A 12,886-nucleotide genomic window follows, 5' to 3' on the forward strand; every position below is an offset into this window, starting at 1 on the left:
GAGGCGCCGGCCGCGGACCGGGCCGGCGCGGACGCGGCGCCCGACCCGGAGGACCTGCCCAGCCGGGACGACGCCGACGCCGAGGACGAGGGCCTCGTGGGGGCGCGCCTCGTCGAGCAGCTGCTCGGCGGGCGCGTCATCGAGGAGACCGGGCGCTGAGCGCGGCGGCGCCGTCCGCGGCGCGGCGTAGGCTCGCGGCGTGTACGAGGGAGCGGTGCAGGACCTGGTCGAGGAGCTCGGGCGGCTGCCCGGCGTCGGCCCCAAGAGCGCCCAGCGCATCGCCTTCCACCTCCTCGCGTCCGACGCCGAGGACGTGCAGCGCCTCGCGACCGCCCTCACCGAGGTCAAGCGCCGCGTCCGCTTCTGCGAGGTGTGCGGCAACGTCGCCGAGGCCGAGCGCTGCCGCATCTGCCGCGACGACCGCCGGGACGGCACGGTCGTCTGCGTCGTCGAGGAGCCGAAGGACGTCGTCGCCATCGAGCGGACCCGGGAGTTCCGCGGCCGCTACCACGTCCTCGGCGGCGCCATCAGCCCCATCGAGGGCGTCGGTCCCGACGACCTGCGCGTCCGCGAGCTCATGACGCGCCTGGCGTCCGGCGAGATCACCGAGCTCATCCTCGCGACGGACCCCAACCTCGAGGGCGAGGCCACGGCCACCTACCTCGCCCGGCTGTGCAAGCCCATGGGCCTGCGCATCACACGCCTGGCCTCCGGTCTGCCCGTGGGCGGCGACCTCGAGTACGCCGACGAGGTCACGCTCGGCCGGGCCTTCGAGGGGCGCCGGCTCCTCGACGTCTGAGGCGCCCAGCCCCCGGACGCCCAGCCCCGGACGCCCAACCCCCGGACGCCCAACCCGCGGACGCCCAGCCCCGGACGACGCCCGGTCTCAGCGGCGGAAGCTGCCCACGAGGGCGCCGAGCTCGTCGGTCAGCGCGCCGAGGTCGCCGGCCGCCTGCCGCGCCTGGGCGGCGCGCTCGTCGGTCGCGGTGGCGGCGCGCGAGACCTCGCGCAGCCGCTCCGCGATGTCGGCCGCGGCCTGCGCGGTGCCGGTGAGGCGCTGCTGCATCCCGCCGGTCGTGGCCGTCTGCTGCTCGACGGCGCCGGCGATGCCCGTCTGGTGCGAGCTGATCCCGGCGACGACGCCGGCGAGGCGCGACATCTCCGCGGTGACGTCGCCCGTGTCGTGGCGGATGTCGGCGACGCGGCGGCCGATGTCCTCGGACGCCTCGGCGGCCTCGCGGGCCAGCTCCTTGACCTCGCCGGCGACGACGGCGAAGCCCTTGCCGGCCTCCCCGGCGCGCGCGGCCTCGATGGTGGCGTTGAGGGCCAGGAGCTTGGTCTGCTCGGCGACGGCGGAGATGACGGCGACGATCTCCTCGATGCGGGTGCTCGAGGTCGCGAGCTGCTGCGCCCGCGCCATGGCCTCGTCGAGGGAGCGGACGGCGTCCTCGGCCATGCCGGCGGCCTCGCCCGCGTTGCGGGAGATCTCCAGGACGGCCTCGGACATCTCGCGGCCGCCCGAGGCCAGCTCGGCGACGTCGCTGCTGATGCTGCCCGCGGACCCGCCGGCGCTCTGCGCCTGCTCGCTCGCCGCGTGCGAGGTCCTCCCGAGCTCGTCGGCGATGGAGGCGACCTGGCGGGAGGTGCCCTGCAGGCGGCCCGAGACGCGGACGACGCCGTCCACCGTCGCGCCCACGCGGGCGGCGAAGGCGTTGAAGGCGCGCGCCAGGGCGCCCGCCTCGCCGGGCGCGTCCTCGTCGAGCCGGGCCGAGAGGTCGCCCGTGCCGGACGCGAGGTCGTCCATGCTGCGGCGCAGGTGCTCCAGGGGCCGGGTCATGCGGGCGCCCACGACGCCGGCGACGGCGGCGGCGGCCAGGAGGACGAGGAGCCCGGCGAGGGCGATCGTCAGCATGAGCGCGCGGGTCCCGTCGCCCACGCGCATCGCCGCGCCGGCGAAGTCGCCGTCCTGCGCGTCGACGGCGATGACCCAGTCCCACGGCTCGTAGTAGGCGAGCCGCACGGTGTGGTCGCCGGTGGCGGCGTCGCGGTAGGTGAGGGTCGCCGTCTCGTCGGGGCCGAGCGCGGTGGCGGTGGCCAGGGCGTCCACGAGGTAGGGGCGCCCGTCGGCGTCGAGGACGTCGGCGGCGCTCGTCGCGCCCTCGCGGTCGCTCACGAGGAGGGTGCCGGCGCGCTCGCCCGTCCCGGCGAGGACCTCGACGTGGCCGTTCTCGCCGGGGCGGGTGCTGAGCAGGGACTCGCGCAGCGCGGGCACGGTCTCCTGCTGGACGCCGACGTAGAGCATGCCGACGAGCTCGCCGCGCTCGTCGAGGAGCGGCTCGTAGGCGGTGGCGTAGTAGGCGTTCACGACGAAGGCGGTGCCGCGGTAGGTCTCGCCCGCCTCGACCGCGGCGACGACGGGGTTGGGGGCGCCGTCGGCGCCGAGGGCGGGGATGTAGGTGCCGATGGCGCGCCGGCCCTCCGTGGTCTCCACGGTCGTCGCCACCCGCAGCATGCTGCCGTCGGGCATCCGCTGGAACAGCGTGGTGCTGCCGCCGACGAGGCGCACGACCTCGTCGACCACCGGCGTCGGGACGGCGGGGTCGGCGTTCTGCCCGAGCGGCGTGGTGCCGGCCAGCGCCGAGGGCAGGCGCACCGTCGTCGCCTCCTTCGTCACCTGGTCGACGGCCTCCCACGTGGTGGTGCCGCCGCCGGTGCGCAGCCCGCCGGCCCGCGTGAGGACGTCTCGCGCCACCTCGAGGTCGCTCGAGACCTTCTGGTAGACGGCGTCGCCCTGGGTGGAGACGACGTCGACGACGCCGTCCGTGACCCGGTCGAGCTGCTGGCCGGTGAGGGCGTCCACCTCGTCGCGGACGGCCGCGCCGGTGCGCTCGGCGGCGAGCGCCCCCACGCCGCCGACGACGAGCGAGGCGGCGCCGACGCCGCCGACGAGCAGGAGGGTCACCCGGGCGCGGATGCCCCCGGTCCGGGCGCGCAGCGACGACATGCCCTTCTTGTCGGCGGGGGCGGCGGGCTCTTGAGGGGCCTCACCCGGGCGCCCGGGGGCTGGACGGTCCCGGGGCGGCCGCGGGCGCCCCCCTAGACTCCGGCCCCGTGGCGCTCGTGGTGCAGAAGTACGGCGGCAGCTCCGTCGCGGACGCCGAGGGCGTCAAGCGGGTGGCGCGCCGCATCGCCGAGACCCGCCGCCGCGGGGACGACGTCTGCGTCGTCGTCTCGGCCATGGGCGACTCCACCGACGAGCTGCTCGACCTGGCCCGCCAGGTCTCGCCGCTCCCGCCGGCCCGCGAGCTCGACATGCTGCTCACCTCGGGCGAGCGGATCTCGATGGCGCTGCTGGCCATGGCCATCGCCAACCTGGGCCTCGAGGCGCGCTCCTTCACCGGCAGCCAGGCCGGCGTCATCACCGACTCCGTGCACGGCCGCGCGCGCATCATCGACGTGACGCCGGGCCGCATCCGCGACGCCCTCGACGACGGCCACGTCGCCATCGTCGCGGGCTTCCAGGGCGTCAGCCAGACCTCGAAGGACATCACGACGCTGGGCCGCGGCGGCTCGGACACCACGGCCGTCGCGCTCGCCGCGGCGCTCGAGGCCGACGTCTGCGAGATCTACACCGACGTCGACGGCGTCTTCACCGCCGACCCGCGGATCGTCCCCAGCGCCCGCAAGCTCGACACCGTCACGTACGAGGAGATGCTCGAGCTCGCCGCGTGCGGGGCCAAGGTCCTCATGCTGCGCTGCGTGGAGTACGGCCGCCGCTCCGGCGTGCCGATCCACGTGCGCTCCAGCTTCTCGAGCAAGACCGGCACCACCGTCACCGGATCGATGGAGGACCTCCCCGTGGAGCAGGCGATCATCTCGGGCGTCGCGCACGACCGCAGCGAGGCGAAGATCACGGTGGTGGGGGTGCCCGACAACCCGGGCAAGGCCGCCGAGATCTTCGAGGCCGTGGCCGCCGAGGGCGTCAACATCGACATGATCGTCCAGAACGTCGCCGCGACGACGGGGCGGACCGACGTGTCCTTCACCCTGCCGAAGGACGACGGCGCCCGCGCCGTCCAGCGCCTCACGGCCATCCAGGAGCGCGTCGGCTTCTCCTCCCTGCAGTACGACGACCAGATCGGCAAGCTGTCGCTCGTCGGGGCGGGCATGCGCAGCAACCCGGGCGTCTCGGCGCAGTTCTTCCGCGCGCTGAGCAGCGCCGGCATCAACATGGAGATGATCTCCACCTCGGAGATCCGCATCTCGGTCGTGACGCGCGCCGACGACCTCGACACGGCGGTCCGCGCGCTGCACACGGCCTTCGACCTGGACAGCAGCGACGGCGAGGCCGTCGTCTACGGAGGGACCGGCCGATGAGCCAGAGCACGGAGAGCACGCGCGCGGGAGGCACCAGCGGGCGGCGCCCGACCCTCGCCGTCGTGGGCGCCACGGGCGCCGTCGGCACCGTGATGCTCGGGATCCTGTCCCAGCGCCAGGACGTCTGGGGCGAGATCCGCCTCGTCGCGTCGGCCCGCTCCGCGGGCACGGTGCTGCGGGTCCGCGGCGAGGACGTCGTCGTGCAGGAGCTCACCGCCGAGGTCTTCGACGGCGTGGACGTCGCCATGTTCGACGTGCCCGACGAGGTCTCCGCGCAGTGGGCACCGGTGGCCGTCGAGCGCGGCGCCGTCGTCGTCGACAACTCGGGCGCCTTCCGCATGGACCCCGACGTCCCGCTCGTCGTGCCCGAGGTGAACCCCGCGCAGGTGCGCAACCGCCCCCGCGGGATCATCAGCAACCCCAACTGCACGACGCTGACGATGATGGACGCGCTCGGCGCCCTCCACCACGGGTGGGGCCTCACCGAGCTCGTCGTCGCCTCCTACCAGGCGGCCTCCGGGGCGGGGCAGCCCGGCGTGGACCGGCTCTACGACGAGCTCGCCGTCGTCGGCGGCGACCGGACGCTCGGGCAGCGCTCGGGCGACGTCCGCGGGGCGCTGGAGGAGAAGCTCGGCTCGGTGCCGTCGCCGTTCCCCGCGCCGCTCGCCCTCAACGTCGTGCCGTGGGCGGGCTCGCCCAAGGACGGCGGCTGGTCGAGCGAGGAGCTCAAGGTCCGCAACGAGTCCCGCAAGATCCTCGGCATCGCCGACCTCAAGGTCTCGGCCACGTGCGTGCGGGTGCCCGTCGTGACGACGCACTCCCTCGCCGTGCACGCCGTCTTCCAGCGGCCGCTGACGGTCGAGGACGCCCGCCAGGCCCTCGTCGAGGCGCCGAGCGTCGTCGTCGTCGACGACCCCGAGCAGGGCGACTTCCCGACGCCGGCCGACGTCGTGGGCGCCGACCCGACGTTCGTGGGGCGCCTGCGCCAGTCGCTGGACTTCCCGAACGCCATCGACCTCTTCGTCTGCGGCGACAACCTGCGCAAGGGCGCGGCGCTCAACACGGCCCAGATCGCCGAGCTCGTGGCCGCGGAGCTGTCCGCCGCCTGACGTCGCGGACGCCCCGCCACCGGGTGTGCGGGGCACCCCCCGGCCTCGGCTAGGCTTGCCCCGCTCCACCGGGGTGTGGCGCAGCTTGGTAGCGCGCCTCGTTCGGGACGAGGAGGTCGCAGGTTCAAATCCTGTCACCCCGACCACCAGACGGCCGGTCTCCCACCAGGGAGGCCGGCCGTCGTCGTCCCCGGGCCGGGCCGGTGCTGCGCCGGCCTCAGCCGGCGCGCGGCACCAGCCGCAGGAGCGTGGCCTCCGGCGGGCAGGCGAAGCGGACGCGCGCGTACGGCGAGGTGCCGAGGCCCGCGGAGACGTGCAGCCAGGTCTCGTCCGCCCGCTCGTCCGCCCTGGCGCCCTCAGGAGCCGGGGGGGCGACCGGCCCGTGCCCGGCGCGCCAGCGGTGCAGGCCGCTCGCGCAGCGGCGGGGGAGGTCGCAGTTCGTCACCAGCGCCCCGAGGAGGGGGACGCAGACCTGCCCGCCGTGCGTGTGGCCGGCGAGCAGCAGGTCGAGGCCGTCGCGCGCCATGGGGTCGAGCACGCGCCGGTAGGGGGCGTGCATCACGCCGAGCGAGACGTCGGCGGAGGGGTCGGCGGGCGCGCGGACGGCGTCGTAGTGGTCGAGGCCGATGTGGGCGTCGTCGACGCCGACGAGGTCGACGCGCAGGCCGCCCAGCTCGAGGGTCGTCCGCGCGTCGTCGAGGTCGACCCAGCCGCGGTCGACGAGGCCCCGCACGAGGTCCTCCGTGGGCAGGGGCTGCCGGCGCGGGGCGAGCCGGGAGGGGCCGCCGAGGTAGCCGAGCGGGTTCACGCGCCCCGGCACGTACCGGTCGTTGCTGCCGAGGACGAAGACGCCCGGCCGGTCGAGGAGGCGGTCGAGGGAGCGCAGGACCGCCGGCACCGCGTCGAGCGCCGCCAGGTTGTCGCCGGTGTCGACGACGAGGTCGGGCTCGAGGTCGGCGAGCCCCGCCACCCAGCGGGGGACGACGCGCTGGTCCGGCGTCATGTGCAGGTCGGACAGGTGCAGCACCCGCAGCGGGCGGGCCCCCGGCGGCAGGACGGGCACCTCGACGCGCCGCAGGCGCGGCGCGCGCACCTCGTACCCGGCGCCCCACGCCAGGGCGGCCAGGCCCGCGCCCGTCACCCCGGCCAGCGCCAGCGCCGCTCCTCGCGCGGCGGCCGCCGCACCGGAACGGGGCCGAGCGCGGGCGGAGGGCATCGAGGAGGACGTCACGCGGGCCAGTGTGCTGTGATCACCACCATGAGCGCACCCAGCGAGGGCACCCACGGCGCCGACGGCGGGGGCACGGCCGCCCGGCTCCGCGAGGACCTGACGACGTCGATGCGGGCCCGTGACGAGCTGCGGACGACGACGCTCCGCTCGGTCCTCACGGCCCTGCGCACCGCCGAGGTCTCCGGGACGAGCGCCCGCGAGCTGTCCGACGACGAGGTGCTCGCCGTCCTGCGCTCGGAGGCCAAGAAGCGGCGCGAGTCCGCCACCGCCTTCGCCGACGCCGGCCGGGCCGAGCGCGCCCAGCGGGAGGCGGCCGAGGAGGCCGTCATCGCCGAGTACCTGCCGGCGCAGCTTGGCGACGAGGCGCTCAGCGCCCTCGTCGCCGAGGAGGTCGCCGCGGCGGCCGCCGCCGGCCGCACCGGCATGGGGGCCATGGGCTCCGTCATGGGCGCCGTGCGGCCCCGCGTCGGCCAGCTGGCCGAGGGCGGCCGGGTCGCCGCCGAGGTGCGCAGGCAGCTGCAACAGGGCTGAGCGCCACCCCGGGGCACGCCCCCTGACGCAGCGAGGGCGCCCCACCCGTGCGGGTGGGGCGCCCTCGGCGCTGCGGGCGACGCCTCAGTCGTCGTCGCCGCTGTCGTCGTCACTGCCGTCGTCGTCACTGCCGTCGTCGTCGGAGGAGGAGGACGACGAGGAGCTGCTGGAGGAGGAAGAGCTCGTCGACCGCGCGCTGCCGACGAGGTCCCAGGCCGGCGGCGGGAAGTCGAGGACGGGCGCCCCGGCGAGCGCTCCCTCCATGTAGTCGCGCCACATCGGCGCCGCGTACGTCGAGCCGTAGACGCTGCGGCGGCCGTTGCCGTCGATGTCCTCCCGGCTCAGCGAGTTGGGCCGGCCGTCGACCTGGGTCGTCACGGGCTGCCCGACCCACGCCGTGGTCGCCAGCTGGGGGGTGTACCCGCTGAACCACGTCTGCACGGTGCCGTCGGTCGTCCCCGTCTTGCCCGCGGCCGGACGCCCGTCGGGGCGCCCGACGCGGGAGGCGGTGCCCTCGGTGAAGACGTTCTCGAGGGCGTAGGTCACGGTGTTGGCGATGTCGGCGCTGGAGTGGTCCGCGCTGGCCAGCGGCTGCGTGCACGAGCCGACCGTGAAGGGCAGGGGCTGGCCGTCGCGGTCCAAGACGGTCTCGAGCGGGCGCGGCGGGCAGTAGGTGCCGCTGCTGGCGAAGGTCGCGTAGGCGGCCGCGAGCGTGATGGGCGCCACCTCGTTGGAGCCGAGCACGTTGGCCGGGTTCGTCTGCAGCCGCGGCAGCGTCTCCAGGTTGGCCGGGCGGGCGCCCATGCTCTCCGCCGTGTCGCGGATGGCGCAGAGGTCGAGCTCCTCGGCCATCGACGCGTAGGCCGTGTTGACGGAGTCGTAGGTCGCCTGGATCACCGACATCCGGCCCGTGCCGGAGCCCTCGCTGTTCTTCACGTCCCAGGGGGCCCCGACGAGGCGGCCCTCGCAGCTGGTGAAGCGGGAGAGCGGGATGACCGTCTCCTCCCGTGCGGCGGGCACCACCTCTCGGAGGGTGTGGTCGTCCTTCAGCCAGGTGGCGAGGGTGAAGGGCTTCCAGTTCGAGCCGGGCTGGAAGCCGCTGCTGCCGCCCATCTCGTAGTTGGTGTTGTAGTTGATGTTCGTCTCGGCGGGGCTGCTCGTCTCCGTCGTGACGTAGCGGCGGTTCTGCGCCATCGCGAGCACGCGCCCGGTGCCGGGCTCGACCGACACGATCGAGGCCCCGACCTCGGAGGGGTCGTCGGCGGGGACGGTGTCCTGCACGGCCTGCTCGGCCTCGTACTGCTTGGGGATGTCGAGCGTCGTCGTGACGTCGATGCCGCTGCGGTAGAGCGTCGCGATGCGGTCGTCGCGCGTCTCGCCGAAGGCCGGGTCCGCGAGGACGGTCTTGACGGCGTAGTCGCAGAAGTACGCCGACCCGGCGGCGTTCGCGCAGCCCAGCGGCGGCGGGGTGATGACGAGCTGGGCGTCGATCGGCACGGCGACGGCCGCGTCGTGCTGCGCCTGGTCGATCTTGCCCAGCTCGAGCATGCGCGCCAGGACGACGTCGCGGCGGTTCTGCGCCCCCTCGGGGTTGCGCGTCGGCTCGTACAGCGAGGGGTTCTGGATCATCCCGGCGAGCAGGGCGGCGTCCTCGAGCGACAGCTCGGAGGCGGGGTGGCCGAAGTAGTACTGCGACGCCGCCTCGACGCCGTAGGTGTTCGAGCCGAAGAGCGCGATGTTGAGGTAGTTCTCGAGGATCTCGTCCTTCGAGTAGTTCTCCTCCGCGGCGATGGCGAGGCGGATCTCGCGGACCTTGCGCGCCTCGTTGGCCGACGTCAGCGCGGCGACGGCCTCCTCGTCACCCACCTCGCGGGCCTGCTGCAGCAGGACGTTCTTGATCCACTGCTGGGTCAGCGTGGAGGCGCCCTGCGTGCCGCCGCCGGTCACGTTGTTGACGAAGGCGCGCGCGATGCCCTGCGGGTCGGCGCCGCCGTGCTCGTAGAAGCGCGAGTCCTCGATGGCGACGACGGCGTCGCGCATGACGGGGGCCATGGCGTCGAGCGGCACGACGACGCGGTTCTCGGAGTAGAACATCGCCATGACCGAGCCGTCGCCGTAGCGGATCGTCGAGCGGACCGGCATCGCCGACGGGTCGAGCTCGGTGGGCAGGTCCTCGAACATGTCCACGGCGGCGTCCGCGCCGGCGCCCGCGGTGGCGACGACGGGGACGGCGAGCCCGGCGACGAGCAGGCCCGCGACGACGCCGCCGCCGACGAGCGTGGCCAGACCGGTCCCGACCGAGCCGGCGGACCCGGCCGCGGTGGCGCGGGCGGAGCGGGTGCGGCGGGGAGGGCGCGCGTCGGGGGTCTCCCGGGGCGCGTCGGCCCCGGGCGGGCTGCTCGGTCGTCCTGCCATACCACCGAGGGTACGTGGCCGCCGCACGGGCCCGGGCAGCGGCGCTCCCGCGTCGTGCGCCGACCCCCTGCCGTGCCCGCGCCGTCGCCCGTACGGGCGAGACGGGGGCAGTGAGAACCCAGGCGCCGTGCGGTGACTAGTCCGTCCTGACTAGCCCGCGACCCGTGGGCGACGGTGCAGATCTGGTCCCCAGGTGGTCCCCCGGTGCCCTGTCGCGGCGCCCCGCGCCGCGCCTACGGTCGCGGTGCGGCGCCCGCCCAGCAGCGGGCCGGGGACGCCGCGGCACCGGGGGAGGGGTGTGGCGATGACCGCCATGACGAGCGCGGCGCAGGCCGTGACCGGCACGACGTCCGTGGATCGCAGCTGGATGGACGAGGGCGCCTGCCGCGGCGGCGACCCGGACGCCCTCTTCGTGCGCGGCGCCGAGCAGAACGTCGCCAAGCTCGTCTGCCGCTCCTGCCCCGTGCGCACCGAGTGCCTCGCCGACGCCCTCGACAGCCGCACCGAGTTCGGCGTCTGGGGCGGGATGACCGAGCGCGAGCGCCGCGCCCTGCTGCGCCGCCGCCCCGACGTCACCTCGTGGACCCAGGTCCTGCTCGCCGCCCGCGACGAGCACCGCGCGGCCGCTGGCGTCCCGGCGCCGCGGCTGTCCGTCGTCCGCGGCTAGCCGGCGCGGAGACCGCTCAGGCGGCCTCTCACGCGGCGCCGCCGAGGTCGTCGCCGACGGCGCGCAGGCCCTCGAGGTCGTGCACGTCGCGGGGTCGCGCCGGCACCTGCGCCACGGCCACACCCGGGTGCTCGCGGCCGAAGCGCGCCGCGAGCTCCTGCTCGCGCTCCAGCCGGAACATCCGCGCCGCGTGCAGGCGCAGCAGCCCCGCGGCGAGGGCGTGCTCGCCGCGCGAGAGCGCCTCGGGGGCCGTGCCGTCCTCCTCGTCGTCGGCCGTGCGCCCCTCGAGGTGCACGACCGCGGCCCAGGAGCGCTCGGCGGACAACCGGGGGAGCGCCGTCGTCTGCACGCGGTTGAGCACCAGCCCGGCCAGGGGCATGCCGTCGGCGCCGAGCCGCTCGACGAAGTAGGCGGCCTCCCGGAGGGCGTCCTCGTCGGGCGTCGCGACCACGAGGAAGGCTGTCCCCGGGCCCGCGAGCATCGCGTAGGTGCGCTCGGCGCGGTCGCGGAAGCCGCCGAAGACGGCGTCGAGCCCCGTGACGAAGGACTGCAGGTCGTCGAGGAACTGGGCACCCAGGATCCGCGACAGGGCCCCGGTCACCGAGCTCACCGCCCCCGACAGCACCCGCACGTAGGCCCGCCCGCCCGCGCGCGCCGGCGCCAGCAGCAGGCGGATGAAGCGCCCGTCGAGGAAGCTCGACAGGCGGCGCGGGGCGTCGAGGAAGTCCAGCGCCGACCGGCTCGGCGGCGTGTCGACGACGACGAGGTCCCACGGCTCGCTGCCGTCGCCGCCGGGGACGCTCGCGCGGGCGCGCAGCTGGCCGAGCTTCTCCATGGCCATGTACTCGCTCGTGCCCGAGAAGGACGACGACATGGCCTCGTAGAAGGGGTTGTCGAAGATGGCGCGGGCGCGCTCGGGGCTGGCGTGGGCCTCGACGACGTCGTCGAAGGTCCGCTTCATGTCGAGCATCATCGCGTCGAGGCTGCCGCCCGCCGCCGCGCCGACGTCCTCCACGCGCCGGGGCGTGTTGTCGAGCTCCGCCAGGCCGAGCGACTGCGCGAGCCGCCGTGCCGGGTCGATCGTCAGCACGACGACCCGGCGCCCGCGCTCGGCGGCGCGGACCGACAGCGCGGCCGCCGTGGTCGTCTTGCCGACCCCGCCGCTCCCGCAGCACACGAGCACCGAGGTCGAGCGGTCGTCGAGGAGCGCGTCGACGTCGAGCACCGGGCCGGCGGGCCCCGACGGCGCGCGCCCGGGAGCGGCGCTCACGCCAGCCCCTGCTCGACGAGGCGGTCCGCGAGGACCTCCAGCCCGCGGGCGTCCACGCCGCCGGGCAGCAGCGGCAGCTCGACGAGCGGTCGCCCGGTGGCGACGAGGGCCTCCTGCTCGCGGTCCTGCAGCGCCAGGCGCTCGTCGTGCTCGGCCGCCTCGGCGAGCAGCCCCTCGACGACGCCGGCCCCTGACGCGTCGCGGCGCACCACGCGCGCCTCCACGAGCCCGTCGCGCACCGCCGAGGCCGGCACGCGGCCGGCGAGGGCGTCGTCGAGGAGCTCCAGCGGCAGGGTGTCCGAGCGCACCTGGTCGACGACGACGGCGCCGACGGGCAGCCGCGCCGCCTCGAGCTCGGCGACGCCGTCCACGGTCTCCTGCACGGGCATCTCCTCGAGCAGCGTGACGAGGTGCACCCGGGTCGCCGCCGAGCGCATCACCCGCATGACCGACTCGGCCTGCGTCGCCACCGGCCCCACGCGCGCGATGCCGGACACCTCCGAGTTGACGTTGAGGAAGCGGCCGATCCGCCCCGTCGGCGGCGCGTCGAGGACCACGGCGTCGTAGGTGTGCTCGCGCTCGGCGCCCCTCCCGCGCCCGCGGCGGCGCACCGCCTCGTAGACCTTGCCGGTGAGCAGGACGTCGCGGACGCCGGGGGCGACCGTGGTGGCGAAGTCGATGGCGCCCACCCGGTCCAGCGCCCGCCCGGCCCGGCCCAGCTTGTAGAAGAGGTCGAGGTACTCGAGCAGCGCCGCCCGCGGCTCGATCGCCAGCGCCACGACCTCGCCGCCCCCCGGGGTGGCCGCGATCGTGCGCTCCTCGTAGGGCAGCGGCGGCAGCCCGAACAGGCGCGCGACGCCCTGGCGGTCCTCGACCTCGCACAGGAGCACCCGTCGGCCGCCCCGGGAGAGCGCCAGCGCCAGCGCGGCGGCCGTCGTCGTCTTGCCCGTGCCGCCCTTGCCGGTGACGACGTGCAGCCGGGTGCCGGGGAACAGCAGGGGCGAGTCCTCGCGCCCGTCGTCTCGCCGGTCGCCGGGGTCGGGGACGGCGTCGGGCGCGGACGGCATGGCCGTCAACCTACGCACGCCGTCCCGCCGCCGCAGACCGCCCGCCCGACCGCCCGCCCGACCGCCCGCTCGGCCGCCGGCGCGGGGGGCGCACGGTCACCTCCCCGCCACCGACGGGACACCTGCGACCAACCGGACCGACCGGTCAGACGGGTTACGGTGCCGCCGCCCTGGCGCCGCGCTCCTCGCGCCCGCGCCGGGGACGTCGTCCGCCGCCGG

10 protein-coding genes and 1 tRNA gene are annotated in these 12,886 nt (G+C 75.9%); 6 read left to right on the forward strand and 5 right to left on the reverse strand.

Annotated features, from left to right (window positions below):
• Positions 1-199: 199 nt before the first annotated feature.
• A complete protein-coding gene (gene recR, locus HLB09_RS06400) occupies positions 200-799 on the forward strand; it encodes a recombination mediator RecR (protein WP_171202567.1) in 600 nt (199 codons plus the stop codon).
• 87 nt (positions 800-886) lie between these two features.
• Here the strand turns inward: recR and HLB09_RS06405 are convergent, their stop codons facing one another.
• On the reverse strand, positions 887-3,004 hold the full coding sequence (locus HLB09_RS06405) for a methyl-accepting chemotaxis protein (RefSeq protein WP_171202568.1): 2,118 nt from the start codon (positions 3,002-3,004) through the stop codon (positions 887-889).
• A gap of 107 nt (positions 3,005-3,111) precedes the next feature.
• Here HLB09_RS06405 and HLB09_RS06410 point away from each other — a divergent pair, with 107 nt between their 5' ends.
• The 3 genes from HLB09_RS06410 (at position 3,112) to HLB09_RS06420 (ending at position 5,632) form a co-directional block, all read left to right on the forward strand.
• Positions 3,112-4,377 carry an aspartate kinase gene (locus tag HLB09_RS06410; protein ID WP_171202569.1) on the forward strand — a complete coding sequence of 422 codons (1,266 nt, stop codon included), beginning with the start codon at positions 3,112-3,114 and terminating at the stop codon, positions 4,375-4,377.
• Positions 4,374-5,486, forward strand: coding sequence for an aspartate-semialdehyde dehydrogenase (locus tag HLB09_RS06415; RefSeq protein WP_171202570.1), 1,113 nt, complete (start codon positions 4,374-4,376; stop codon positions 5,484-5,486). The genes HLB09_RS06410 and HLB09_RS06415 overlap by 4 nt, the downstream gene beginning before the upstream one ends.
• Before the next feature lie 69 nt (positions 5,487-5,555).
• A tRNA-Pro gene (locus HLB09_RS06420) sits at positions 5,556-5,632 on the forward strand.
• A gap of 71 nt (positions 5,633-5,703) precedes the next feature.
• On the opposite strand, the gene HLB09_RS06425 is transcribed toward HLB09_RS06420, so the two are convergent.
• Positions 5,704-6,717 (reverse strand): metallophosphoesterase, encoded by a 1,014-nt coding sequence (locus tag HLB09_RS06425; protein WP_322790046.1) that lies wholly within the window; start codon positions 6,715-6,717, stop codon positions 5,704-5,706.
• Positions 6,718-6,744: 27 nt separating this feature from the next.
• Here HLB09_RS06425 and HLB09_RS06430 point away from each other — a divergent pair, with 27 nt between their 5' ends.
• Positions 6,745-7,248 carry a GatB/YqeY domain-containing protein gene (locus tag HLB09_RS06430; protein WP_171202571.1) on the forward strand — a complete coding sequence of 168 codons (504 nt, stop codon included), beginning with the start codon at positions 6,745-6,747 and terminating at the stop codon, positions 7,246-7,248.
• Positions 7,249-7,332: 84 nt separating this feature from the next.
• On the opposite strand, the gene HLB09_RS06435 is transcribed toward HLB09_RS06430, so the two are convergent.
• A complete protein-coding gene (locus tag HLB09_RS06435; RefSeq protein ID WP_171202572.1) occupies positions 7,333-9,663 on the reverse strand; it encodes a transglycosylase domain-containing protein in 2,331 nt (776 codons plus the stop codon).
• A 304-nt stretch (positions 9,664-9,967) separates the two neighbouring features.
• On the opposite strand from HLB09_RS06435, the gene HLB09_RS19240 reads away from it, so the two are divergent.
• A complete protein-coding gene (locus HLB09_RS19240) occupies positions 9,968-10,330 on the forward strand; it encodes a WhiB family transcriptional regulator (protein ID WP_281359270.1) in 363 nt (120 codons plus the stop codon).
• A gap of 28 nt (positions 10,331-10,358) precedes the next feature.
• On the opposite strand, the gene HLB09_RS17755 is transcribed toward HLB09_RS19240, so the two are convergent.
• Together HLB09_RS17755 and HLB09_RS17760 are read right to left on the reverse strand one after the other, a co-directional pair.
• Complete coding sequence (locus HLB09_RS17755; RefSeq protein WP_212770652.1) at positions 10,359-11,600, reverse strand: ArsA family ATPase; 1,242 nt, start codon at positions 11,598-11,600, stop codon at positions 10,359-10,361.
• Positions 11,597-12,667: an ArsA-related P-loop ATPase gene (locus HLB09_RS17760; protein ID WP_212770653.1), complete on the reverse strand. Its 1,071-nt coding sequence runs from the start codon at positions 12,665-12,667 to the stop codon at positions 11,597-11,599. The genes HLB09_RS17755 and HLB09_RS17760 overlap by 4 nt, the downstream gene beginning before the upstream one ends.
• Between the last annotated feature and the right edge of the window lie 219 nt (positions 12,668-12,886).

Origin of the sequence: Pseudokineococcus marinus (assembly GCF_013004605.1) — a bacterium.
GTDB lineage: Bacteria > Actinomycetota > Actinomycetes > Actinomycetales > Quadrisphaeraceae > Pseudokineococcus > Pseudokineococcus marinus.

Bases quoted from the DNA above. Each gene is read 5' to 3' on its own strand.
- HLB09_RS06405 (WP_171202568.1), bottom strand. From the start codon at position 3,004: ATGTCGTCGCTGCGCGCCCGGACCGGGGGCATCCGCGCCCGGGTGACC.
- HLB09_RS06415 (WP_171202570.1), top strand. From the start codon at position 4,374: ATGAGCCAGAGCACGGAGAGCACGCGCGCGGGAGGCACCAGCGGGCGG.
- HLB09_RS06430 (WP_171202571.1), top strand. From the start codon at position 6,745: ATGAGCGCACCCAGCGAGGGCACCCACGGCGCCGACGGCGGGGGCACG.
- HLB09_RS06435 (WP_171202572.1), bottom strand. From the start codon at position 9,663: ATGGCAGGACGACCGAGCAGCCCGCCCGGGGCCGACGCGCCCCGGGAG.
- HLB09_RS19240 (WP_281359270.1), top strand. From the start codon at position 9,968: ATGACCGCCATGACGAGCGCGGCGCAGGCCGTGACCGGCACGACGTCC.
- HLB09_RS17760 (WP_212770653.1), bottom strand. From the start codon at position 12,667: ATGCCGTCCGCGCCCGACGCCGTCCCCGACCCCGGCGACCGGCGAGAC.